The 24,075-nt window shown below is 45.7% G+C and carries 24 protein-coding genes, 1 tRNA gene and 1 riboswitch; of the genes, 17 read left to right on the top strand and 8 right to left on the bottom strand.

All coding sequences use genetic code 11. The annotated features are described in order from the left end of the window. Positions 1-10: 10 nt before the first annotated feature. Entirely contained in the window at positions 11-1,243 is a 1,233-nt protein-coding gene (locus ACZ481_RS00215; protein ID WP_464768214.1) for a DUF2935 domain-containing protein, read from the top strand. Between the two features lie 60 nt (positions 1,244-1,303). Here the strand turns inward: ACZ481_RS00215 and ACZ481_RS00210 are convergent, their stop codons facing one another. Next, the gene (locus tag ACZ481_RS00210) at positions 1,304-2,194 is read right to left on the bottom strand and encodes a YncE family protein (RefSeq protein ID WP_464768213.1); all 891 of its coding nucleotides are present in this window, start codon (positions 2,192-2,194) and stop codon (positions 1,304-1,306) included. 216 nt (positions 2,195-2,410) lie between these two features. Between ACZ481_RS00210 and ACZ481_RS00205 the strand changes: the two genes are divergently transcribed. The 7 genes from ACZ481_RS00205 to ACZ481_RS00175 all read left to right on the top strand — a co-directional run bounded on the left by ACZ481_RS00205 (position 2,411) and on the right by ACZ481_RS00175 (position 7,527). Beyond that, positions 2,411-3,616 (top strand): FtsW/RodA/SpoVE family cell cycle protein, encoded by a 1,206-nt coding sequence (locus tag ACZ481_RS00205; RefSeq protein WP_464768212.1) that lies wholly within the window; start codon positions 2,411-2,413, stop codon positions 3,614-3,616. Positions 3,617-3,772: 156 nt separating this feature from the next. Then, the gene (locus ACZ481_RS00200) at positions 3,773-4,048 is read left to right on the top strand and encodes a PspC domain-containing protein (RefSeq protein ID WP_464768211.1); all 276 of its coding nucleotides are present in this window, start codon (positions 3,773-3,775) and stop codon (positions 4,046-4,048) included. A gap of 454 nt (positions 4,049-4,502) precedes the next feature. Then, the gene (locus ACZ481_RS00195; RefSeq protein WP_464768210.1) at positions 4,503-4,823 is read left to right on the top strand and encodes a spore coat associated protein CotJA; all 321 of its coding nucleotides are present in this window, start codon (positions 4,503-4,505) and stop codon (positions 4,821-4,823) included. Between the two features lie 24 nt (positions 4,824-4,847). Further along, positions 4,848-5,105, top strand: a complete 258-nt coding sequence (locus ACZ481_RS00190; RefSeq protein ID WP_464768209.1) for a spore coat protein CotJB — start codon at positions 4,848-4,850, stop codon at positions 5,103-5,105. Positions 5,106-5,129: 24 nt separating this feature from the next. Next, on the top strand, positions 5,130-5,729 hold the full coding sequence (locus tag ACZ481_RS00185; protein WP_464768208.1) for a manganese catalase family protein: 600 nt from the start codon (positions 5,130-5,132) through the stop codon (positions 5,727-5,729). Positions 5,730-5,982: 253 nt separating this feature from the next. Then, positions 5,983-6,070, top strand: a riboswitch (cyclic di-GMP riboswitch). Between the two features lie 32 nt (positions 6,071-6,102). After that, positions 6,103-6,255 carry a hypothetical protein gene (locus tag ACZ481_RS00180; protein WP_464768207.1) on the top strand — a complete coding sequence of 51 codons (153 nt, stop codon included), beginning with the start codon at positions 6,103-6,105 and terminating at the stop codon, positions 6,253-6,255. Positions 6,256-6,861: 606 nt separating this feature from the next. Next, the gene (locus ACZ481_RS00175) at positions 6,862-7,527 is read left to right on the top strand and encodes a YkgJ family cysteine cluster protein (RefSeq protein ID WP_464768206.1); all 666 of its coding nucleotides are present in this window, start codon (positions 6,862-6,864) and stop codon (positions 7,525-7,527) included. A 389-nt stretch (positions 7,528-7,916) separates the two neighbouring features. On the opposite strand, the gene ACZ481_RS00170 is transcribed toward ACZ481_RS00175, so the two are convergent. Both ACZ481_RS00170 and ACZ481_RS00165 read right to left on the bottom strand, forming a co-directional pair. Beyond that, a complete protein-coding gene (locus ACZ481_RS00170) occupies positions 7,917-8,111 on the bottom strand; it encodes a hypothetical protein (protein WP_464768205.1) in 195 nt (64 codons plus the stop codon). 667 nt (positions 8,112-8,778) lie between these two features. Then, positions 8,779-9,006 (bottom strand): hypothetical protein, encoded by a 228-nt coding sequence (locus ACZ481_RS00165; RefSeq protein WP_464768204.1) that lies wholly within the window; start codon positions 9,004-9,006, stop codon positions 8,779-8,781. Positions 9,007-10,106: 1,100 nt separating this feature from the next. Between ACZ481_RS00165 and ACZ481_RS00160 the strand changes: the two genes are divergently transcribed. After that, a complete protein-coding gene (locus ACZ481_RS00160; RefSeq protein ID WP_464768203.1) occupies positions 10,107-11,078 on the top strand; it encodes a 3'-5' exoribonuclease YhaM family protein in 972 nt (323 codons plus the stop codon). A 74-nt stretch (positions 11,079-11,152) separates the two neighbouring features. Beyond that, a complete protein-coding gene (locus ACZ481_RS00155; RefSeq protein WP_464768202.1) occupies positions 11,153-11,911 on the top strand; it encodes a hypothetical protein in 759 nt (252 codons plus the stop codon). 129 nt (positions 11,912-12,040) lie between these two features. Here the strand turns inward: ACZ481_RS00155 and ACZ481_RS00150 are convergent, their stop codons facing one another. Beyond that, positions 12,041-12,376, bottom strand: a complete 336-nt coding sequence (locus tag ACZ481_RS00150; RefSeq protein WP_464768201.1) for a hypothetical protein — start codon at positions 12,374-12,376, stop codon at positions 12,041-12,043. 148 nt (positions 12,377-12,524) lie between these two features. Between ACZ481_RS00150 and dinB the strand changes: the two genes are divergently transcribed. After that, a complete protein-coding gene (dinB, locus tag ACZ481_RS00145; protein WP_464768200.1) occupies positions 12,525-13,685 on the top strand; it encodes a DNA polymerase IV in 1,161 nt (386 codons plus the stop codon). 38 nt (positions 13,686-13,723) lie between these two features. Here the strand turns inward: dinB and ACZ481_RS00140 are convergent, their stop codons facing one another. Beyond that, a complete protein-coding gene (locus ACZ481_RS00140) occupies positions 13,724-14,038 on the bottom strand; it encodes a hypothetical protein (RefSeq protein WP_464768199.1) in 315 nt (104 codons plus the stop codon). Between the two features lie 74 nt (positions 14,039-14,112). On the opposite strand from ACZ481_RS00140, the gene ACZ481_RS00135 reads away from it, so the two are divergent. Continuing rightward, positions 14,113-15,240, top strand: coding sequence for a M20/M25/M40 family metallo-hydrolase (locus ACZ481_RS00135; RefSeq protein ID WP_464768198.1), 1,128 nt, complete (start codon positions 14,113-14,115; stop codon positions 15,238-15,240). A 130-nt stretch (positions 15,241-15,370) separates the two neighbouring features. Here the strand turns inward: ACZ481_RS00135 and ACZ481_RS00130 are convergent, their stop codons facing one another. Continuing rightward, on the bottom strand, positions 15,371-16,441 hold the full coding sequence (locus ACZ481_RS00130; protein WP_464768197.1) for a tetraprenyl-beta-curcumene synthase family protein: 1,071 nt from the start codon (positions 16,439-16,441) through the stop codon (positions 15,371-15,373). Between the two features lie 109 nt (positions 16,442-16,550). Continuing rightward, positions 16,551-18,065 (bottom strand): Ppx/GppA phosphatase family protein, encoded by a 1,515-nt coding sequence (locus ACZ481_RS00125; RefSeq protein WP_464768196.1) that lies wholly within the window; start codon positions 18,063-18,065, stop codon positions 16,551-16,553. 244 nt (positions 18,066-18,309) lie between these two features. Here ACZ481_RS00125 and ACZ481_RS00120 point away from each other — a divergent pair, with 244 nt between their 5' ends. The 5 genes from ACZ481_RS00120 (at position 18,310) to ACZ481_RS00100 (ending at position 23,040) form a co-directional block, all read left to right on the top strand. Beyond that, positions 18,310-19,857 carry a Ppx/GppA phosphatase family protein gene (locus tag ACZ481_RS00120; protein WP_464768195.1) on the top strand — a complete coding sequence of 516 codons (1,548 nt, stop codon included), beginning with the start codon at positions 18,310-18,312 and terminating at the stop codon, positions 19,855-19,857. After that, positions 19,857-21,983: an RNA degradosome polyphosphate kinase gene (locus ACZ481_RS00115; RefSeq protein ID WP_464768194.1), complete on the top strand. Its 2,127-nt coding sequence runs from the start codon at positions 19,857-19,859 to the stop codon at positions 21,981-21,983. The genes ACZ481_RS00120 and ACZ481_RS00115 overlap by 1 nt, the downstream gene beginning before the upstream one ends. An 89-nt stretch (positions 21,984-22,072) precedes the next feature. After that, on the top strand, positions 22,073-22,363 hold the full coding sequence (locus tag ACZ481_RS00110; protein WP_464768193.1) for a hypothetical protein: 291 nt from the start codon (positions 22,073-22,075) through the stop codon (positions 22,361-22,363). Between the two features lie 261 nt (positions 22,364-22,624). After that, positions 22,625-22,701, top strand: a tRNA-Arg gene (locus tag ACZ481_RS00105). A 123-nt stretch (positions 22,702-22,824) separates the two neighbouring features. Then, positions 22,825-23,040 carry a hypothetical protein gene (locus ACZ481_RS00100; RefSeq protein ID WP_464768192.1) on the top strand — a complete coding sequence of 72 codons (216 nt, stop codon included), beginning with the start codon at positions 22,825-22,827 and terminating at the stop codon, positions 23,038-23,040. 166 nt (positions 23,041-23,206) lie between these two features. Here the strand turns inward: ACZ481_RS00100 and ACZ481_RS00095 are convergent, their stop codons facing one another. Further along, positions 23,207-23,869: an SDR family NAD(P)-dependent oxidoreductase gene (locus tag ACZ481_RS00095; protein WP_464768191.1), complete on the bottom strand. Its 663-nt coding sequence runs from the start codon at positions 23,867-23,869 to the stop codon at positions 23,207-23,209. Positions 23,870-24,075: the final 206 nt, after the last annotated feature.

Raw genomic sequence — 24,075 nt, 5'->3', positions numbered from 1 at the left:
GTGTGTTGCTATGCCGCGTCGCTCGTCTGGTACAGGCAATGTTCAGCCAGTGCCGCCACTTGATATTGAAGAAGTCAAGTTTTGGCTGCATATCATGGAAGATCATGCTCTGTTCATAAAGACCGGTCTGCCCTTTGATAAGCCCGATTTGATTGAAGAAGCCAGTAGTTTTGAACGGGAGTTTAAGGCTTTGCGTGGGCGGGCTGAAAAACCGCAGATCGAGAAAAAATTTGCTGAGCTTATTACCGACACTATGGCGTCGCTTAAAGAATTTATTAAGTATAAAACCCTTTTGCTTGGCTTATCACTGACCAATAAGCTGGGCAGCGCGTTACCGCCACTCTTTTTTGACCATATAATTCGCGAAGCCGAATATTTTATGGCTCTGTTAGAGAAGATTCGGGCTGGTAAGAAATTAGCTGTTGTCAGAGCGCTTGAAGCTGATTTCTGGCTGAGAATTATGGCTGAACATACAAAATTTATCGGCAGCAGGCTGGACCCGTCGGAGATTAGCCTGCTTGAGGTTGTCCGGGGCTATCAAACCGAATTTGACGACTTGACAATGCAGGGCTGGAACTATGTGAGCTTTTTTGAGCATAAGTCTGCTGAATTGCCTGCGTTCAATCGCTTCCTGCAAGATAGCCGTTCGGCAACTATTCGCCTACGGGACTTTGAGCAGGCAACTTATGACATGATTGTTACTAATAGGCTGCTTAGTACCATTCCGGCAGTTTTAGCCGACCATGTCCGCCGCGAAACCGATCATTTCCTCCTGATACTGGCTATGATGGATAAAGGCGTAATCAAAATAGAAAAAGAGTGTCCTGATGTGAAATATAAGAATCATACCAAATTTGGCAGCCTTGTTGAAGAAGAGGCAAGTGATACTGGCGCAAGCAACGAAGGAGCCGGTTGTCCAAAAGTTAATGAGTTTGTAGAACGGGATCATGCTGCTGAAGAAGAAGGTACTATCGATGATATTGAACTGGATTATTCACCTGAAAATGAGCGTGAGCATATTGCCGCCGCTGGAAAATCGATCGAGGAAAAGGTGAGTCTGGCCGCAGATGTCAGTAGTGAAACGAAAGCTAAACACCAGATTAAAACCGAATTTTTGCCGGATTTAGAGCTAGAGAAGCAGAGTAAAGCCAATGATTTGCCGAAAACGGACAAAAGCAGTAAAAAAGGCAAGTATAAATGGGGAGAGAACTGGCCGCGCCAGTTAGGAAAACTAAAGATATAACACACTGAAAATAACCCCTCCCGGTCTATGGGAGGGGTTTAGCCTATATGTAGCGAAATATTAGGGGAGGACAGCAATACTTGACATAAGTTGCCGCTGCGTATTTGTCACTGCCAACAGCTGTCCGCTGGCTAAATCGATCAGGCTTAGATCAGCAAATAAGTTGCTGGTACCAATTGCCTGGTCAGTGTCAGGGAGCAGGTACAAACGGGACAAAGATCTCCCGATAGCTAGACGGTCAATAATCCGGGCGGTGCTCAGGTCAATAACAAAAATTGACGCTCCGTCTTCGTTGACAATATATGCAGTCTGATTATCGGCTGCCACGGCGGCATGGCAGGGATAGGCTGCGAGACTGCTGGGGCAGCCGGGGCACTGAATAGTCACTACCAACGGTGTGCGGCGTTTTTTACTTAAGTTAAACAAAGCCACACCTTCACCGGTAAAAGCTGTGTTGGTAAATGGTACAATCAGGTAGCTGCCGGCTAAAATAACATTTGTTGGAATGCCGGCAATGTCATGTTGCCAGGTGATATTGCCCGCGGTGTCCAGTTCCATAATCGTGCCGCCGGCATGATGTTCCCAGGCAGCATAGATTTTCTCAGCATCAGCTGCCAAGCCCACGCAGCTTGCCTTAACCGCCGGTGCTCCGAGGGCCTGACTGGACATAGCTGTCAGATCAAAGCGGTGCAGTGTACCGCAGGCTTCGGCAAGGTAGGCAGAGGTTTGTCTGGGTTCAGCTAAGATAAACTGGGCCGGGTAAGGGATTGTCATTGGCAGGCTATAGAGTGTCCGGCTGATCAAGTTAACTGCCAATATTTCGTTTTTTCCGCTGGTATTGGCACAGGGCAGGTAAGCTTTTGTATAATCGGCAGTTACAGTAAGTTCAGTGGGACTTAATTCAGGGGAAAAGGCCAGTTCAGCCAGGATTTCCCCGCTGGGGCCATCCACGAAAATTACGGAGTGGGTACTAGCATCAACAGCCAGCAGCTTATATGGTGTTACCCCATGCGATCACCTCATTTTATCCGTGTTTTATGAATTCTTACAGTTCCCGTCTTGTTAGCAGGAGACTTAAGCGGATGCAACCTCATTCAGCGGAGTCTTACTATATAATATGGAGTAATGGCTGTTTGGTTAACGTGTTTTTGAAGGGAGTGCCTGTAGGTGCGAGAAAAAAAGATTCGAAGGTTTCCCAAACTATGGGTTAGTCCGGCTGAAGCGATATTCTTTATTGCCGGGATATTATTCCTGGTTGGCACGGTGAATGTGTTTAGCGCCAGCTTTGTGCTGGGGGGACAGTTATTTCAGGACGGCTACTTTTTTGTTACCCGGCATTTGCTGTCTTTTGGCATCGGTTTTGTGGCTATGATTATAGTCGCCGTAATTGACTACCGCAAACTAAACCGTGGCTGGCTGATTGTAGCGATACTTGCGGCCATTGGCTTACTGCTGGCTGTTCATTTTGGCGGGGAGTATGCCAACGGTGCCAGACGCTGGCTTAAGCTTGGCAGTTTTCAGTTTCAGCCTTCCGAGATAGCCAAGCTTACAACCATCGTCATTACTGCCGCTTATCTGGGGGCTCGGCTTGACCGGGGATTACCGGTATCCCTGTACTCCTGGCCGCTAGGTGTTACATTGGTTATGGGCGTGCTGGTGCTTAAACAGCCTGATATGGGTACTGCTGCCGTGATTGTCGGCTTGGGCCTGGTATTGTATGTCTTGGCAGGTATCTCCCGGCAGGAACTTACTTTCTTAGGCCTTGCAGCTGCTACCATGACTATTTATCTAGTATATGCGGCAGCTTACCGGGCCGAGCGGATTTTGGCCTGGATTGACCCCTGGGCCTATCAGCAGACATCTGGCTATCAGACCGTACAATCACTCCTGGCGATTGGCTCCGGCGGTTTGTTTGGTTCGGGGCTGGGAATGGGTGCAAGCAAATTTCACTACTTGCCGGAAGCTCATACCGACTTTGCTTTTGCCGTATTGTGCCAGGAAATGGGCTTTATCGGGGCGGGCCTGGTTTTAATGCTGTTCGGCGCTATTGCCTGGTATGGATTACAGATTGCCCGGCGTGCTCCTGACGGCTATGGTTTTATGCTGGCAGCCGGTGTGACAACCCTGCTGGTAGGACAGGCAGTAGGCAATATTGCCATGGTATCCGGTATTTTCCCGGTCACTGGCGTACCGCTTCCCTTTATCAGCTTCGGCGGAACTTCCCTGATTATCAACTGTGCGGCAGTTGGTCTATTAATTAGTATCGGCCGGCAGTCAAATGCCAAAGCCATTAGTCCGGGGCAGACCCCGGCTGCTCCTGTCCGTTCCAAACTAAAACTGGTAAAAAAAGATAGACATCCGAACGGTGCCTAAATATTGTTTAAAGGCCTACCTTTACGGTAATAATTACTAATGAAATGATTTTTCTATTCATTAATTTAGTAATTGAAATTGTCTGATGAGATCTAGCGGCTTGCAGGAATGAGCTGCTGCTTGCAACAGGCGTTTCAGCAAAGGGGGCCTTTTCTTATGATTTGGCTAATCCGGGCAGGTGCATATCTTTTCAGCGGTTTGACCGTGTGGCAGTTTATTCAGGGGGCTGGTGGACCGGAGACGGCCGGCATTCATCAACAATTGACCCTTGATCAGCAGCACGGCATGGTATTGGGAGTGTGCGCCGGTTTTAGCGCGTATACCGGCTTAGATGTTACGCTTATCCGTCTGGCCTGGGCATTGTCTGTTCTGTACCGTGGGGCCGGTATTGTTTTGTACATTCTGGCATTTCTAATAATGCCTGTTTCCTAGTGGTCCGTTTACACTAATCATAATTACTTCACGGGCCTTTTTCCGCAATACTTCGGTGTCGTCGGCTTAGATATGTCCGCTATGCGCGCCGCCTCCGCCTCGGCTTGCGAAAAAATTCCCGTGAATTATTTTATGCTTTCAATGTAGGCGGGCCACGAGTGACTTGACCACATTATCTTTTTAGTTTGATGACGGCCAAAATGGCCAATGGCGGCGTTAGCCCCTCCTAGCAGACCCCTTCCAGTATGCGTCGTCGGTGCTTCCTTGCCCTTGGCCATTTTGTCTCGCCCTAAAACTAAATTATAACATGGTCAAGTCACTAGTGACTTGACCACATCATAATCGTAAAAATCCGGCAGGTTTGGGCCTGCCGGATTTTTTTGTGGCAATAAGGTGACGTTTTTTGTTAGCTTCACATAAAATACAATAGGTTATTTGAGAGGAGGCTTTCCTTGTGAGAAAAAAGACCCGGAATGAAGTCGATGAAGAACGTACACAGAGCAAAGGTATGAAAATGCAGGATGAACTTCAGGACATGGACGATATGTGTGAGATCGATGATCTGGATGACGATATAGATCATGACATGGATATGTGTGATGTGGAAGACCGTGAATGCGCATCAGACATGGATGTTGATCTGCCTGACTGTATTATGCTGGCTCACTCGTATGTTCCCTGGCAGTATTATGAAAGAGCGTTTAGCCCCTCTGAAGCGCTTGTCAAGGGCACGCTGTTTCCCGAGCTTTGGGGTGCCTACCCTATACCCAAATAGATTAAACCTGGAGGTGTAAAACAAGTGAACTGTGATAAACAGCGGGCAATGCTCAGAAAAGTTCAGGAGATGGAGTTTGTAGCTGTTGAACTTAATCTTTATCTTGACACCCATCCCTGTGACAGTGATGCAATTAATGATTTTAACTGTGCAGTGGAAATGCTGCAAAAATACAAGGAAAGATATGAGGCTGAATTTGGGCCGCTCCTTAATTTTGGTTTTGGCGGCTTATCGGAGGAGCCCTGGCAATGGGTCCAGGGACCATGGCCCTGGGAACTATAATTATGTGATAGGGGAGCAGTGGATATGTGGATATATGAAAAGAAACTCGAACATCCTGTACGCGTCACCTGCCCGGATGTAAAATTTGCCAAAATGGTTATTACTCAGTATGGGGGACCTGACGGTGAGCTGAGTGCCTCACTGCGTTATTTAAACCAGCGTTATAGCATGCCGACTGATAAGGCTAAAGCCTTATTAACCGATATTGGCACCGAAGAATTAGCGCATATGGAAATGATTGCTGCATTAGTATACAAACTTGTCGATGGCGCAACCTGCGAAGACTTTAAGGCAGCTGGCTGGGAAGGTCAATATGTTCAGCATGATCATGGTTTATTTTGGACAGATGCCAATGGTGTGCCTTGGACCGCAAAATATATTGCTTGTTTGGGAGACCCAATAACAGACCTTACAGAGGACATGGCAGCAGAACAAAAAGCTCGCACTACCTATGAGCATCTGATTGCCTGTACGGATGACCCCTGTGTCAAAGATACTCTGCGGTTTTTGTGGCAGCGGGAAGTCGTTCATTTCCAGCGGTTTGGCGAGACCTTAAATGATGTGCAGGAATGGATGTGCAAGAGCAAACATTTGTGGAGCGGACATAAATGTGGTTGTGAATGAATGATACAACCTATGTAACATAAAATAAATAGTAACCCTCTGCAATTTGCAGAGGGTTATGTTATGAGTGTCTGGTAGGGGAGCCGGATGGTGGTTTTTATTACCTGCCGATGCTATTTATGATCTGGGCAGTACTGTTTTCGCCCAAGTACTGCTGGAACCGGATTTGAGATACAGAATTTTACTCAAAAAATATTTTTATAGTACTTTTGCAGGATTTTACTGATATGATGCAAAATATAAAGGGAAAATGAATATTATCAGGCAAACCTTCTAAAAGGAAGGGACGCAAAGCCATGGGTCTAAAGATTGATAATATCTATGATTGCCAGGTTGCACCTAACGTGTAATCCGGCAATTTTTTAATTTATAGATGAAACTAACTTTACTGGGGGTGTTGGTGATAGCTGGTACCGAAAGTAACTTGAATAGCATAGACATGAGTGAAGAAGAATTACAGGAATTATTGGAGGAATTACCCCAAATTATTAAAGAGTTAGAAGCGTTTAAAGCAGAGAACTCATAGTTTTTCGGTTATTTCCATTACCATAATTATAATAAATAAGGCTGCGCTACCGCAGCCCTAATTTTATTTAGCGGGGTGATTTCATCTTTGCGAATATAGCCCCACCGTCAATCACAATCGTACAGAGTAAGAAAAATCCACAGATCACCTTGAGTATAAATTTCAGACTGTCTAACAGTAGGTACCAAGCGTGCCATTCTTTTATAAAAGGAGTAATAAAAATTAGAATTAATAAGATTACCAACGATATAAGAAATAATTGAGTGGCAGGATAATCTTTTAACATAATCGTATCCCCCTTTATATTATTTCTATTTTCATTATATTCTTGCTATTTATTTTTGTCTATCATTTGCTAACTTTAATTCGTAAGATGCTCTATAATTCATTCTAAGTTAATTCTAAAATTTGGCGGTTATCATATATATAAACCCAGAACGGTGATCGTTCTGTTACCATAGAGCTGTTCTCTTTGCTCTCCGTCTTCCCAACCGGGTAGACGGTTTTTTGATTTAAAGGAATTAGCGACTTAAAAGAGAAGATAAATCCGAAGTATTATTAATATCCGGTGCAGGGAAATTTATTATCATACAGTTTTAGAAAGGAATGGTCAACCTGAAGCTGATTTTTAACAAAGAAAATGAGGTGGATATTGTTGGGTTAACCCCCGCCTCTACTGTGCAGGACTTTTTTGATGCAATTGATGAGTTCTTGACAGAAAATCCATTGCCTTGCAATACCTGCAAACAGCATTGTTGTAAAGGCAGATTTAAAATCAATATGGATAGTATCAGCGCTAAGAAACTGGCCAAAGGGAAGGTTGAACGCATAGTTCCCAAATTGTTTGTTGATATCGGGAACAATAAACTGGAAGTATTCCTGGTTGCAGGCCATAAGAAATGCCGGCATTTAGACGGCCTGGCAAGATGCCTTGTTTACAAAGATCGGCCAGCAAGTTGTCGGACTTATATCTGTCATCCCCGCAGTTTAGGTTATAAAATTCTTGATTCGGCAATTGTTGCAGAAATGCATCATGCCATGCGGGCTGAATATCTGATTACAGTTATAAAAGATCCGGCGACACCGCCGGCAGCTATTGAACCGGCAAAAGCCTTACTCCAGGAAGTCATTAGTGCCAGTGTGGTGTACAACTGTAGCAGCTATAATGAGATCCTGATTAAAGACTGTGTAAGATCCGATTATGCCCATTCCAATACATCACCGGAAGAGGTTCATTATTTCCATAAAATGATCGCTAGTGCCGAAGTTTAAACACCCAGCCATGCGTTATAAAGCGTTTTAAATAGTGAAAAATTAGTTTTGGAGGGCTTAAAAGCCCTCCAAACGGCAAAAACCTACTGCCAGGGATAGGATACTTTTTCGAAGTACGTGACAGCTAAGAAACAAATACCGATTACAATTAATACGGCAATAGCTATTGTTGTCATAGTGTCCGCCTCCTGTTCTTGGACTGAAGTTGTACTATCCCTGGTATAGTATGTGTGGGAACAGCTGCTTTATGAGCGGTGGACAGTAGGGGATTTAAAATAGGATCAATAACTACTGAAATAACGCCGTCCGGAGTGAACGGCGCTTACAGAGAAAGATATTGAACTGTCCGGCACAAAGGCTGGCAACTTATCCGGCATTTGATAGCCCGGTTATGGTTCCGTTCTATTTACCAACTTGGCAATGGGGTTAACATCGGGAGTGGTATTATATTGGGCAGTTGGCTGCTGGGTGTGTGTTTCTTTTACCGTTTCAGACTCCCTAAGGGATAGGGGTTCAGGATTGTTTGGGCCATACCCGGCTGATATATTTGCGTCCAGTTTCTGTTCTTCAACCGTTTTTTTCATATTAATCACCTCAGAGCTAGTGTTCCCGGGTAAATTTTTTTTACCCTTACGGCAATGACAATTATCGTTATAAATAAATATAAAAGCCGGCGGAATTTCCGCTGGCTTTTTGATTTACGGTTACCCAGAGGGACCGATTTGTGGCTTCGTGGAAATAACAGGGTCAGTGATTACGGCCTCGCGCGCCGAACTCTCAATGATTTGTTAGTCATACACGAATTTTTGTTTAGCATACTGGCAATATGGGAATAGTATGAAGGAACGAAAAAATGTGAGGTGATTAACAGCTTGATTCGATTCCGCAATCATCCAATCGTAATTTTTACAGCATTGCTAACGATTTATACGATTTGTAATTCAATTTCTGCTATTTTTAAGTAAGAACGGCTACAAACTGTTAGCAATAGCTGCTGGTTGTCCCTCGCTGGAGCAAGGAATAAAAAATGAGGGCTGCCGCACTAATTGAAGTCCTAAATACAACAAAAATGGCTTCTGGCGCTTTCATTAACTGCCAGGAGCCATTTTTGTTGTCAAATCAGGTTTGCAAAGAGCAAGAAACAACTCGATTGTATAAAAAACGGGAATGTATATCCTGGATCCTGGCTATCCCCCGGACATAGGTGCAATGACCACACATGCTGGTTAGCAGGAAGTTATAAGCTGCGTTTTAAGCTTCTGTGGTCGTATCCGGTTCAAGGGTTGTTTCACTGACCACAACCTCTTCCTGTACAGTGCCATGGTCCCGATTATTGCTTAAAATGGCCAGTAAATCAATTATTTGCTTATTCTGGGCAATAATAATTTCTTGATTTTTTGTAATCTCCTGTAACGGATATAGTGCCTGCTGGATTTTTTCTACAATATATTTAATAATTTTATCGTAGGAAGCCAACATAATACCCCCCTTATATTTATTGATATATTATATTAGCTTACATGGTGAAAGGTGAGTACCCCGGAGGGGCGGGGGACACCGTAGCAATATAAACAATTAAGGGAAATGCAGGAAAAATGGACCTACGCCTGGGCGTAGGTCCATTTTCCTGTACAGAGAACGGAACGCTGTCAATAAGGTTGTTGCTAGTCTTCTTCCGAATTTTGGGTAGGCTTAGTATGCTTATGTTGGTAATCGTCAGCAGTTTTAGGCGTTTGTTGAGTTGATTGCGCTCCTTTGGATTTAGCCCGCTGACGGCTGCGAAACTGATCGAGAGTTCTCCCGCCCATTGCATAACCCCCTTAATCACATTATCAAAATTTTAAATACCCTGATATATAAATGTGTAATTTAGCTGTGGATTATTCAAAAATTTGTGCTGATACGGTGGCCGGCCATATTTTAATTTGCTGTCTATGCGCATAACTGCCAACCTAGTAGCGTGACAACCCCTAATCCTGTGGATACTGACGGGATATTTTCCGTAAGCCTGCGTTGTCGTCAATCGGCATACGTCCGGTATGCCTCATTCCTCCGCCTTGTCTTACAAAAAATCTCCGCGCCATTATCCTACAGTTTTAAGGTTGTCACGCTACTAGTGTCTTGACCACACTATCTTGTTAGTTTGCTGACGGCCAAAATGACAAATGGCGGCGTCAACCCCTCCTAGTAACCCCTTCCCGTATGCCTCGTCGGTGCTTCCTTGCCCTTTGCCATTTTGTTTCGCCCTAAAACTAAATATAACATGGTCAATGTACTAGTACCTTGACAAAGTCAAATATTAGGTTAGACAGCGCATCTTTTCCCGCACTGCTTCGTTGTCGTCACCTTACAGATTGCCGATCTGCGCGGCTCCTCCGCCTTGCATTGCGAAAAAATCTACGCTGTCTAACCTAATATCTAACTTTGCCAAGGTACTAGGGACCGGATGATACGGAATTTTCTTCTAGCTGCAGGTGTAACCCTGTTGTCTGACAGGAGTTTGTCTGTCTGCAGCAGAATCTTAAAGTGTTTCCCTGTTTTTTTAAGCAGGAAGCAGACTACGGTGAAGGAGAATTACGATGAAGCTTGGTGAATTGGTCAGGAATCCGAAAGGGGCGCGTTTGACGGGAATATACCGTGTTTCGCGGTTTGAGCTTAAAACAGCAAAAAATGGCAAGACCTATGGTGATTGTTTCATTAGCGACCATAGCTTTGATGTGCCGGCTAAGTTTTGGGACATATCGGGCGAGTATTCACAAATTTTACAGCAGAACCTTGTATTGCATATTGAAGCTACCCTTGATCACTTCAAAGATGCTCCGCAGCTGATTATTGACAGTGTTGCCATACCCTCGCGCCAGGAAATTGATGCGGCGCTAAACGCACTGGGGATCATGGCTTCTCAGGATATTGGCCAGTTATATGAAACCCTGAAGGCTGCTATTGCCGGTGTGGAGTGTCCCGCTTTAAGGCAAGTGCTTGAATATATATTTATTGCTGATACAGAGTTTGCCGAGAAGTTTAAGCGTCATCCCGGTGCAGTCAAGAACCACCATGCCTGTATTGGCGGGCTGCTTCAGCATACGGTGGAGATTGCAACCACTGCCCTGGATTATTGTGCTCGTTACCCCAGGGTTAATAAGGATATTTTATTGGCTGCAGCTCTAATTCACGATATTGGCAAGGTACGAGAGATTGAGGTGGATGCTTTAGGGCTGCCGGTCGGTTTCACAAAAGAGGGCAAACTCCTGCGTCATATCTATCTGGGAATGGAAATAGTCGACCAGGTGTGCCGGCGATTTAATCTGGAGGCAGAGCTTTGTTTAATCCTTAAACATTGTATCTATTCCCATCATGGGCAGGCCGAGTGGGGAAGCCCGGTGGAACCGATGATCCTGGAAGCGGAAATCCTGCATTATCTGGATAATTTAAGTGCGAAAACTGAACAATTTATCCGGGAGGAGGATAAGGCACTACCAGGCGGTTTTAACCGGAGCACTACCTTAAGGCGGGAGATATATCGATTAAGCCAGGAAAGGGCGGGAGAATAAGCAGAAAAGTTGTATTTATACGTAAATGGCGGTAAAATATATAATAGGCAATTAATCAGTATGGTGGTGTTATATTGACAACCCAAAATATTTATCAGCAGGCTGTTCATGATATGTATACGGCAATTGCCGGTGCAACTGACATAAAAACTATAAAAGCGCAGTACAATGCTGTGATTGAAGGCCGGACAGAAACCCATGCAGCCGATGTTTATTGGGAGTTTACCGATGGTGATATTACCTATAAAATACTTATTCAGGCTAAAGAGCAGGTAAATCTGGGCGAGTTGTTCTCCTTCTTGCGGGTTATCAGAGATATACCGGGACAGGTTATGGGTGTTATTGTGACTCAGCCGGTATACAAGAAGGATGTTAAAGATATGGCAGCAAACGCCGGTATTATTCTGTATGAGCTTTTGGCGCCGCTGACTGCCGATGTTTGGGAGCCTGTTACCAGTAATGTCCGGATTAACGTGGATACGGTCTGGGTTAAAGCCGCAAAAGAACAGGCCGGCTTAGGTGACGAAATGATTCAAATGAATGCAAATCCCAAATATGCCTTTTTATATGATGAGAACGGCAACTGTGTGGATTCCGTGCAGGGTGTGTTTGATTATTATGGCAAAAACAGAAATAGTGCCGCTGACAGGCAGGAAACAATTGTTCATTCTTTTGCCGGGCCGGTTTTTTTGCAAACTAATCATGAACTGGTGCCTTTTATCAAATTGGATAATATTACTTTTGATTTACAATTTTTTAATGCCAACCAAATGCCGGGTGAAGAAATGCTGCGACAGGTTTTGGAAAAGACATTGAAGTATTTTGGCCATTAAACCCAAAGAAGTCCTGACGATAGTATCGCCCGGACTTCTTTTTCTAATCCTGTCGAACCGCTATAATTGACAGGCAAAAAATTAAGGCTTTGCCGGCGCCCTATAAAGGACCGGCATAAGCCGATTTTTCTAATTAAATTTATGTTTACCAAACGGGATATCAATAATCCGGGTGATTTTGTCAGAAAGCTGAATAGTAAAAAGAAAATCTTGCTTTTGTAAGTGCAGATTATCATTATCATCAGGCCGTAATTCAATTGATTTTAGTGGTGAATGCTCACTCAGATTGATGGCAAGGGTCCGGTCAGATTTTAAAATCATATAATTATCAAGGTTAATCAATTCTCTGATTGGTTTTGGCGGTGGGGTGCGAATGGATTCTGACCAGATAATCGGCGCTATTTCCGCTGCTGCGCTCTGTGTCAGTAAAAGGATAATGCCAAAACATAGCAGGCCGGTTTTCATATGTATTTCCTCCTCTCGTTAATCATAAGTTTAGCATAAGTGAGGAATAAATTCAAAGAGCAGTTACCCCTGGTTGATTCGCCGGCAGTCTTGATGTATAATTTTTAAATAGAACATGCGTTCTAAAAAGGCTAGTGCGAGGTGCGCAATGCAACGCTGGATTATTCATGTCGATATGGATGCTTTTTATGCGGCTGTTGAGCAGCGGGATAATCCCGAACTGCGTAACCGCCCTGTTATTATCGGTGGTACCGGGACGCGGGGGGTAGTAGCCACCGCTTCCTATGAGGCCCGTAAGTTTGGTATTCGGTCAGCTATGCCGGCCACTGAGGCAAAACGGCGCTGTCCTCACGGTGCTTTTTTAGCACCTGATCATAAAAAATATAATCAGGTTTCGCAGCAAATCATAAAAATATTTACTGCTTTCTCCCCGCTGGTTGAGCCGCTATCACTAGATGAAGCATTCCTTGATGTTACTGGTATGGACGGTTTGTTTGGCAGTCCGGTCGATATCGCCATAAAAATTAAAGAACGTATCAAATCTGAGCTTGGCCTTACGGCTTCTGCCGGCGTAGCTCCTAATAAATTTCTGGCCAAGCTGGCATCAGATATGAGGAAACCGGACGGCTTGATGGTTATCCGCCCTGAACAGGTGCTGCAGGTATTAGCCGGTATTCCGGTGACGCGATTATGGGGTGTGGGCCAGTCTACCGCTCAGCTGCTTGACCAACTGGGACTTAAAACTATTGGTCAGGTTGCCCGGTTTGATCCGGAAAAGTTAGCTAAGCATTGCGGCCAGGTGGGATATATTATTCATCAGCTTGCTAACGGCCAGGATGAGCGGCCGGTAGTTGTGGACCGGCAACCTAAATCAATCGGTAAAGAAAATACCTTCGCCATAGACATCCAGGACAGGGAAGAGCTTAAAGCGCAGTTGTGGATGCTGGTCGAGATGGTCGGCTGGCGGCTTAGGCGGCAGGGGCTAAGCGGGCGTACTGTTACTGTTAAAGTGCGATTTGCCTCGTTCCGGACAATTACCCGCAGCAAGACTTTGGTAGTGGCAGCTAATCTTGACGAAACTATTTTTCATATTGCCCAAGAGGCACTTGCCAATATTACGCTGAATGAAGGCGTGCGGCTGCTGGGTGTAACCGTAAGCGGGCTGGTCACGGCGAGTGGGCAAATGTCATTATTTGATCAGGGGAATGAAAAAATACTGGCTGTTGCCCAAGCGGTTGATGGTTTAAAAGCACGGTTTGGCGAAGGGGCAGTGACAAGGGGCGGGTCATTCCTTGGGCGTCAGCCCTAGTAGCTTGTCCGCCTTAATCCAGTGAAGCTATTAGTGTTTTAGCGGTGGGGACGGTGGGCCAGCTTGTGAATCAGAATATCAGCAATCTGGTTGGCGTTTAAGCCGGTAATATTCAACATGACAGTGGCTGGGTGATCAGATGTGGTATAATGGTAATTACCAATGCTGATATCCGCAGGGTCGGGCCCGGCGGTAAAAAAGCCGTCTGTATCCGGCCGGTAGCCGGTATACAGATAGGCGTCGGCACTCTGGCCGGCAGTCAGCTTGGTGCTGTCCACAATCCGAAAGCCGTAGGTGGCAAGCGCTTTGACCAATTTGGGATTATGGCTGGCCATAATGATTGTTTTTGTCATGATAAGCACCCTTTCTACACATGATAGCTTTAATATGGTTGGGTGCTTTGATAAATATGTAGGAGGGATCTATAGTGATTAACCGGAAGCGGATGTTAACCGAATTTTTTGAGTTAGTGCAAATTAGATGTTCAACCCGGGCAGAACGTCAGGTGGCAGATATAATTAAACAGAAACTGGCTGACCTGCATCTGGAAGTGGCGGAAGATGATACCGGCAGCAAGATCGGCGGTAACTGCGGCAATGTATTGGGGTATCTGCCAGGTACTGTGGCCGGTGCTCCCTGTCTGTTGTTTACCGCCCACATGGACTGTGTTGAGCCCTGCGACAATATTAAACCAAGATTGACTGACGGGATTGTTACCTCAGCCGGGGATACGATTCTGGGGGCCGATGACAAGTCCGGCGTAGTGGCCATATTGGAAGCTCTGCGAATGGTAAAAGAACAGAACCTTGCCCATGGCGGCATTCAGGTGATCTTTACCGTTGCCGAGGAAGGCGGGCTTAACGGTTCCAAAAATATCGATCCGGCTTTATTAAAAGCTGATTTTGGCTATGCGCTGGATTCCAGCGGATCACCTGGTGAAATTATTAATATGGCTCCAGGACAGAATAAAATCGATATTACTGTATATGGTAAAAAGGCTCATGCCGGTGTTGCCCCGGAGGAGGGGCTTAATGCCATCGTCCTGGCCGGCAAAGCAGTGGCGACTGCCAAAGACGGCCGTATTGATTTTGAGACCACAGCCAATATTGGCTGTATCCAAGGCGGCACAGCGACTAATATTGTGCCGGATATAGTGCAAATCAAAGCCGAGGCCCGCAGCCGCAGCGCTGAAAAGCTGGCAGCCCAGACCGAGCATATACGCCGGGTCTTTGAAGAAACCGTACAAGCCTCAGGCGGGCGCTGCGAGGTTAAAATTAGCAAAGAGTATGATGCGTATGTGTTGCCTGAGTCGGCGCCGGTTGTGCTGCTAGCCCGCCGGGCGGCCGAAGACCTCGGTCTGAAACCAGTCATCAAAGCTACCGGCGGCGGCAGTGACGCCAATTATTTCAACAGTTATGGCGTGCCAACGGCAGTACTTGGTACAGGCATGTCCAAAGTACACACCACTGATGAATTTATTAAAGAAGACGATCTTTACAATATAGGAAATTATGCTTTAGCGATCATAAAAGCCGCTGGCCAAAGCAAGGTCTGAGTGATATAAAAAAAGCAAAGAGGGATTGCTACTCAAGCAGCAGCAGTCCCTCTTTATTATCCAGCAGAATTTGAAAATAATCGATGCTCTTAGTTAGGAACCTTAAGGCACGGCGGTTGCGGCCGCCGTTCTAAAGAATCCTTTTTCTTCTGAGCAACCGGCATAACCCGTACATGAAGCGGGGATACAACCCGGCCGCAGCCAGCAGGCTGTCCCGGATCGTGCGTTCTGCCGGCGCGTCGGTTTTGGGGTCGGACAGGTACATTGCCAGCAGGCCGTTAACTACCGTGAGGCCAAAGGCCGGTTCCGGCAGCAGCTCTACCTGACGGCGGGCTTGTTTGCTAAAATAAATCAGCCGTTCCAGCGTTTCCTGATGACCGGAATAATAAGCAACGAAGTTAAGATCGCCACTCAAACGGTCTTCGTCTCCGTCAATAAAATAATCCAGGAGGATATGTAAGCCGTTAATCCAGGGAAAGTAAGCGGAGGCAATCTGATCGGCCTGTTTTTTTGTGAGCTCTGGATTATAAGCGGCGGCACATAACATAAACATACCTAAGGTTGAGCCGGTAGCGGCAGCAAATTCCCAGGTGTTGATTCCCTGGTATTTTGGCAGATGGCAATGGATCCAGTCCAGCATTTTTTTTTCCCTTATGGCCAGGTCAAGGTGTTTGTAGGTTTGAAGCTCACTATAAAGTACCGCCTGCCGGAGCAGTTCGGTTTTGACTAGATGATAGGCCGGAAGTTTCAAAATTTCATCACGGCAGGTGTTGACCAGCTTTGTTAAATAGCCGCCGTCATCTTTAAACGGGTAGTTGCTATAATAGTCATTAAGCGGTGCGGCGGGATCAAGCGCGTCAGTTATTGCCAGATGGAGCTGGCGAAAGGCGGCTTCATCGGCAAAACCGGCACGGTCACATAAATTGTCAAGATAATCGCTGATGGTCTGCAGCGCTACGATCAGGCGCACAAAATCGCGGGTAGGCACGCCTTTATACAGGCTGTAAACACTGCCGCCCTGACAGTGAAATTTTTTTGATCGAATACTGGCCAAGGCTTGGTCGGCTAATTCCCGCATGCCGTTTTCCTCGGCATACCGCTGCCAGACGGAAAGTTCCTGTTCAACCAGCGGGAATACCTTGTGTATAAACCTGGGTAGAAGTGTAAGGCCTGAGGCTGGGTAAAAGAAGTCTGCAGGCATCGCGTTTTCCTCCTAGAAAAATCGCATCGATACTTTTATTTTATCTTTATCTTGCTCTTTTGGCAAATAGAAAGAAGTATACACCACATGAGACTAGGAATGGTGGTGCTTAGCTGATGGTTAACTCTAGTCCCATTTCTTTTTTAAACCATTTCCGGTGTTGATCTACGGCTTGCCGCTCGATTGTTACCGGTTCAGCAGTTAATAGGCGCAGGTGAGCCTGGCTATAGGAATACGAGGGAATAATATCATGCACCAGTCCCAACTGGGTTGTTTCCAAACTTTCCGCTAAACCCACTATGAGTGCCAGCTTGCGGGCTGTCTGCCAGTCATGCTGGTCAAGGAATTCACTATATAGTTTATTGCGGACATATTTGGCTGAAGGGCCATTATGCCAGCCAGCCACCACTGCCACCAGCATTTGTTCGCGATGGGTCAGGCCAAAGAGGCGGGCGTTTTCGGCAAGGTAAGCACTGTGGCGCGCATGATCATAGTAGTTGATGGTAATGCCGATATCATGCAATAAGGCCGCAACCCGCAATAACTTTCTATCCCGGCTGCCTAATCGCAAAATAGGCTGCCAACTGTCAAACATCGTTTCCGCCAGCTTGGCCACATGATATGCATGGGCTTCATTGCCTTTGTAGAATAATAGCATGTTATGGGTTGAGTGCATCAGGATGTCCGGAATAATCTCAGACTGTTGTTGTTTGGATAAGTAGTAATTAAGAAACATTCCTTCCCGTACACCGCAGCCACTAATAATAATATTAGTCGCCTGGGACAGGTCAATCAGTGATTTGACGATGGTTGTTCCGGCGATAATAATATCAGCCCGTTCCGTACTAAGGCCAGGGAATTTACGGCGCTGAGTCAGAGTGGTCTTCGTAAGCGTCCGCCACAACTCATCGAACGCCATCGCTCCCAGCCTGTAGTTGTGGACTTTGGGAAACGGGTAGTTCTTGCGCTTCTGGTCCATCTTGGCAATGTTGCGGGCCGTGCCGCCGACACCAACAACCGGAAGCCCCAGCTGCCGAAGCCAGGGCAAGCGTTCCATCCTGGCGACGATATGCCCGCGCATTGCGTTTAACTGCAAATCGCTTATCTTATCCTGGCAGCCAAACTTTTCAGTAAGATTAACAGCACCAAAGGGCAGGCTAAAAACCTCGACCGGTTGCCGGTTTCTTACCAGTGTTATCTCGGTGCTGCCGCCGCCTAAATCAAAAAGCAGCGCACTGTCAACATCAATAGTATTAATGATACCTGTGAAGCCTAAATGGGCTTCCTCTTCCCCGCTGATAACCTGCAGCGGGATGCCGGTATGCTGCTGTACCAGATCAATGAACTCGCCGCCGTTTTTTGCTATTCGAACAGCAGCTGTTGCTACAGCGAGGATTTTATCGACTTTTACTAATTCGCACATGTGGGCAAAAATCTTAAGCGTACCAATAGCCCGCCACATGGAATCACGGGCTAATAATCCGGTTTCGGCCAGGCCTTCACTCAGACGTACGGTTTCTTTTTGATTGTATACGAGATTGTAAGCGCCATTGTGGTAGATGTGCATAACAATCAGGCGGGCTGAATTCGAACCCAGGTCGATGATTGCTACCCGTTCTGTCAAAATAGTTCAGCTCCTAACACGTTTGGACTAACCGTTTAGTTATAACATAGTTATTGCTATTATTGATAAAATCCTGCTAATTTAGACTGCAAAACCGGCTGATTTCAAAAATTGTTTGCAGAGGATAATATTATTAATTTACTGTTAATTTAGTATTAAGTACCAAAAATGATAGGATTTTTGGTTGTTAATGTCGAATTAGAGCATATTATATAAAATCAAGAACTATATAGGGGGGCAGGCAATGGCCAGACATGCTCCGGATCGATTCGCTGCCATTCATGTTGGCTCAGAGCAGATCGGTGTTCAGATAGTCGAATATACCACACTTGATGATGTTCGCATCGTTGAACAGAGCTATCGCCAGGTAATGTTAAGCGAGGAAACCTTTAAAACCGGGCGTGTGAGCTTTGGCTCCGTCAGTGAGATTTGTGAACTGTTAAAGGGCTATCGTCGATTACTTAATGAATATGGGGTGCGTGATTATCGTTTGGTGGCTACCACTGCTATTCGTGAAGCGCAAAACCAACCCTACATTATTGACCAGATAAAGGTTAAGAGTGGCTTTACTGTGGAAGTTGTTGACATGCCGCAGGAAATTTTTTATAAATATGTTTCCCTTGTTAAGACTGTAAACGAAAGAGGCTTGCTGAATCAAGAGGATGGTATGCTGTTTGTCGACATTTCTTCTGGTGGGCTTGGTTTTACACTATATAAAGAAGGCCGCCTTACCTATCAGCAGAATATTCATATCGGCGCGCTGAGGATTAAAGAAAGCTTTGATAAAAGCCAGCGTGATTCAGTGCATTTCCACGCAGCCTTGTCCCAGTATATAAGCAGTACGATTGAGCCGGTAGAGAAGGAAATGAGCCAGCATAATATTAAACGGCTGATATTATCAGGCCCTGAGACCAGGCTGTTGTTAAAAATGCTGGGAAAAGAGCAAGGGCGGGTTACCTTTGTCAGTCTGTCCGAATTTAACGATCTCTATAAGCAGGTTAGCTCACTTAACCTGCCGCAAATTATTAAGAATTTTGGCCTTTCCGAAAATAAAGCCGAGATTGTGTTGCCAACAATTGTCCTTTACCGAAAGATTATCTCACTCACTAACCCGGAAGAAATCGCAATTCCGAGCGATCAGTTTATTGATGGCGTTATTATTAAACATATTGCTGAAAAGACCGACCATAAACATAAGCAGCTGATTGAAGACCAACTGATCAGTTTATGCTGGGAAATCGGCAAAAAATATTATTATGATCCTAATCATGCCGCCGCTGTCGAAAAGTGGTCGTTACTCCTGTTTGATAAACTGGCCCGTGTGCATGGCCTAGGCGAACGCCACAGGCGTCTCTTAAAAGTAGCCGCTATTCTTCACGATATTGGGAAACACGTTAATTTAAGACGTCATTACTTCTATTCGTACCGTTTGATTATTTCTTCAGATATTATGGGTTTTTCAGAGGCTGAGAGACATATAATGGCCAATATAGCATTTTATCATTCCAAAGGCACTCCCTCAGATTCTGATACTAACTTTGCCAGTTTAACACCAGGACAAAAAGTTACTGTTTCCAAGCTTTCAGCCATTATACGGCTTGCTGATGCCATTGATCGCAGCCATCGGCAAAAAGTCAGCAAAGCTGAGGTTGTGCTGCGTGGCGATGAAATGACTATAACCGTAGTCAGCAGTGAGGATATGTCGCTGGAAAGGTGGACTTTTGCCGAGAAGGCTGATTTTTTTGAAGATGTTTTTGGCATAAAAGCAATACTAATTAGAAGGGCGGGGTAATGATTATGTCAAATGCCAAAGACTGTGATAGCCATGACAATCCCGAATTCTTCTTTAACCGGGAATTAAGTTGGATTAAGTTTAACCGGCGTGTGCTGGGCGAGGCCGATGTCAAACATAAGCCACTGCTGGAGCGCCTTAAGTTTATTGCCATTACCAGTTCAAATTTAGATGAGTTCTTTATGATTCGGGTGGCGGGACTTAAACATCAATTTGAGGGTGGTGTCAATAAGACCGATGCCGCCGGCCTGACGGTCAGGCAGCAACTGGCAGGCATCGCTGAAGATACCCATGAATTAGTTAAGTTAAAATACAGGTATTTAAAAAATATCCTACAGGAACTGGAAGCCGCTGACATTCATTTTGCCGATATCAACAGCCTTGATGACCGGGGACTTGAATGGGTTGAAAATTACTTTGACAATACTATTTTCCCAGTCATAACCCCTATGGCCGTGGACGCTGGCCATCCCTTTCCTTTTTTGGCCAACCGCAGCCTTAACCTGGCTGTATTTTTGGGCCGTGAACGGGGCGAGACCCATGCTGCCGTCATTCAGGTTCCCGGCGTGCTGCCCCGTATCATTGAAGTCCCTTCCGAAGGCAGTAGACGGCAGTTTGTATTTTTGGAAGAGATTATTAAGCATAATTGTGCACACCTCTTCCATGGTTACACTATTAGAGATATCGTCCCATTCCGGATAACCAGGAATGCCGACCTCTCCATTGATGAGGAAGACGCGGAAGATCTTCTGGCCGAGGTTGAAAAATCGCTGCGGCAGCGCAAACGGGGCCAGGCAGTGAGGCTGGAGGTGGGCAAGACCAATAATAAACAACTAAAAGAATTACTAGTGCATACACTCAATATTGAAGAGCAGGATGTCTATGAAATTTCAGGGCCACTTGATGTTACCTGTTTTTTCAGGTTTTGTGAGACCCCGGGACTTGAGCACCTTCGCTACAGCCCGATGGTTCCCCAGCTGGCGCAGGATTTGATTGGCTGCAATAATTTATTTGAAGCTCTCCGCGAACGGGATATTCTGTTGCACCATCCCTATGAATCTTTTGAACCGGTAGTGGAATTTGTCCGCCAGTCGGCCTGGGACCCTAAGGTTTTGGCGATTAAACAGACCTTATATCGGGTAGGCGGCAACTCGCCCATCGTAAAATCATTGGCTCAGGCGGCGGAAAATGGCAAGCAGGTTACCGTGCTTGTCGAGTTAAAGGCCCGGTTTGATGAAGAAAACAATATTCTCTGGGCTAAACGTCTGGAGGAAGCGGGCTGTCATGTCATTTATGGCCTGGTAGGGCTGAAAACCCATGCCAAAATGATATTGGTGGTCAGGCAGGAGCAAGACGGAATTAAACGTTATGTTCATATGGGGACAGGCAACTATAATGACGCTACTGCCAAACTCTACACTGACATGGGTTTGTTTACCGCTAATGATCAATTTGGGGCTGATGCTTCTGCGTTTTTTAACGTATTGTCAGGCTACTCTGACCCGCCGGTATGGAATAAGATAGTTGTGGCCCCCCTGGGCCTGCGGGAAAAAATTAAGGAACTGGTCGACCGGGAGATTGAATTTGCTAAAAGTGGCAGGGGTGGGCGGATTATTGCCAAAATGAACTCGCTTGTGGATAAAGATATTGTCCTCAAACTGTACGAGGCCTCTTGCCAGGGAGTCAAGATTGACCTGATTATACGGGGAATTTGTGTTCTTAGGCCTGGTGTGCCTGGCGTAAGTGAGCATATAACGGTTCGTAGTATTGTCGGGCGTTATCTGGAGCATCATCGCATCTTTTATTTTGGCAATGGCGGGGATGAGCGAATGTTTTTATCGAGCGCCGACTGGATGCCACGGAATCTTAACGAGCGGGTAGAGCTGTTTTTCCCGATCGAGGACCTGAACCACATTGAAAGAATCAAAGCTATTCTGGAAATTTCCCTCGCCGATAACCAAAAGGCGTACATTATGAAAAAAGATGGTACCTACCGACGGGTTGACAAGCGAGGAAAAATGGTAAATAGCCAGCTGGAGTTTTATGCTGAGGCCCAAGCGGCTGTACAGGTGCAAAACATTACAATCGAGCAGCGCCTTAAACCATTATATAAGCGGGCTGAGTAATCAATAATAAGTCAAGGCAGGAGTTTATCTCCTGCCAGTGTAATATAATATTATCAAAGTATGTGTTTACTGGAAAAGAGGCGATAGTTATGCAAAAGAATTTTAAAGTGGCTGTCCAGCATAATAATAAGTGCGGATATATTGAATATGACGAGGGGAGTAAGTCTGTCAAAGTGGTATTTGACGATGCTGCCACCAGACAGATCATTGAAACCTATCTGGCGGCAGAACATATAATCCGGGTAGCTGGCGAAGGCCTTATGGATTTTAAGGATGTCACGATTCGTCCTGCCGAGAGTGCCGAGCACCTTAAAACAGCCCTTACCCGAATCTGGGAAAAAACCGGTGTTCATGTTGATTGGAGCCGGCCGGTAGCGTGATGAAAATCACGCTATTTCGTTTTATCCGGCAAATAACGAACTTATCCACAAATTTATCCCCAAAACACGTGGAAATGTGGATAACCATGTGATTGACTGTGGGAAAAATCTGTGGAGCAGGAGATAAATAGTGACGCTATAAGGATTGGGATTGTGGATAAGTAGGATAATAGGTATGTGGATAATACACAGGGGACTTTTTTGTACAAGCTTGACTTTAACTAAGCGAGTATGGTAAAATGCTTTTGGTCAATATAACATGACTCCGTAGCTCAGCTGGATAGAGCGTTTGACTACGAATCAAAAGGTCGCAGGTTCGAATCCTGCCGGGGTCGCCATAGATATTTCAGGGGTTTACGGGCATTTTCGTAAAGCCTTTTTTTCGTTTTCAGAGCAGTTTTACAACAACCGTATAACAACGCGGCGGCAACTGCATTTTCTAAACGGTCAAAGATGTGCAGTTGCGTCGAAAGGATGGCGGTCACGAAAAAATGATGCTGAAAATTGTGTACGGCCCGCCGCCGGCGGATGCGGAACGGATTGAGGCTTTTAATCTGGACTGGGAGAGCTGCATTCGGGAAGAACAGACGGAAGAGACAACGGCATTACCGGAGAAAAAGCGGCGGAAGGGCGTTGCATTGGGCGGCATTACTCACCATACTGAATATCGTGCTTGAAGTTTTGCCCGATGCTATGAATAAGGAGCAGCCGGAGAGACTAGGCCGCCCGAAATTGGCCTTAGTGTGCGGATTTTAAGAGGTAATATTAGCAAAGACAGCGTGTCAAGCGGCACGCTGTCTTTCGTTACGAAAACTGATTGCCAGGTTGTAATTGGCCTTAGAATTATAGTTTTCTGGGGAAAATAGTTTCGAACTGGTCTTGCTTGTCGTACATGTTATACCAGACATCGGCAATGGTATCCGGGTCGCCTTCCTGGCCTGGCTGGATCATTACGCCAATGGCGAGATGCCCCACATAAATACCTTTAGGTGCTACTTCATGATGAAGGTTGGTCAAGTAATTTCTTAATCCTGATATGGCAATTCCTACGTTGGCCAGCCTGGGTAAGGGCTGAACCGATGAAATTCCCGTTGTAAACAGCAAAGCGCCCGTTTTCTTTTCCAGCATAGCGGGTAACACCTGCTGAATAGCGGTCAGTCCGGCAAGGACCTCAAATTCGAATTCGTGCAGGGCGCTTGCCGGCGTCACTTCCAGCGTAGTTTGATACCGGTCCATGGGAATGGCGGGGCTGAATTCCAAAATGTCAATAAAACCATAGGCTTTCTTAATGGCGGTGAACGCGCTTACCAAACTGTCCCGGTCCATCACATCGGCGGCAAATCCTTTGGCCTCAATGTGAAATTCCGTTTTCAATTGAGTGGCCATGGTATCAAGCCTTTGTTGGTTGCGGGCGATCAGGGCGATGCGAAATCCGTTTTGGCCAAATTTTTTAGCAATGGAAAAGCCCAAGCCCGGACCAGCTCCAATCAGTGCCAATGTTTTCATAAGTCGTTCCTCCTTAAGTGTTTAATCCCAACGCACTGCATTTCGTTGGTAAGGCGGGTAAAATTTCGGACACTGCAAGGCAACGGGTATTGTTAAAGCAACAGTTGTCTATTATAATAAGCAATACCTAGGCATTTATGCAACCAACAATAAGTCCTGTCTGTTGGTTAAGCAACACAGGCGGTAAATCTGTTGCGAAAGTTTTT

This window comes from Sporomusa intestinalis (assembly GCF_055383785.1).
This window is presented reverse-complemented; position numbering and strand designations above follow the sequence as displayed.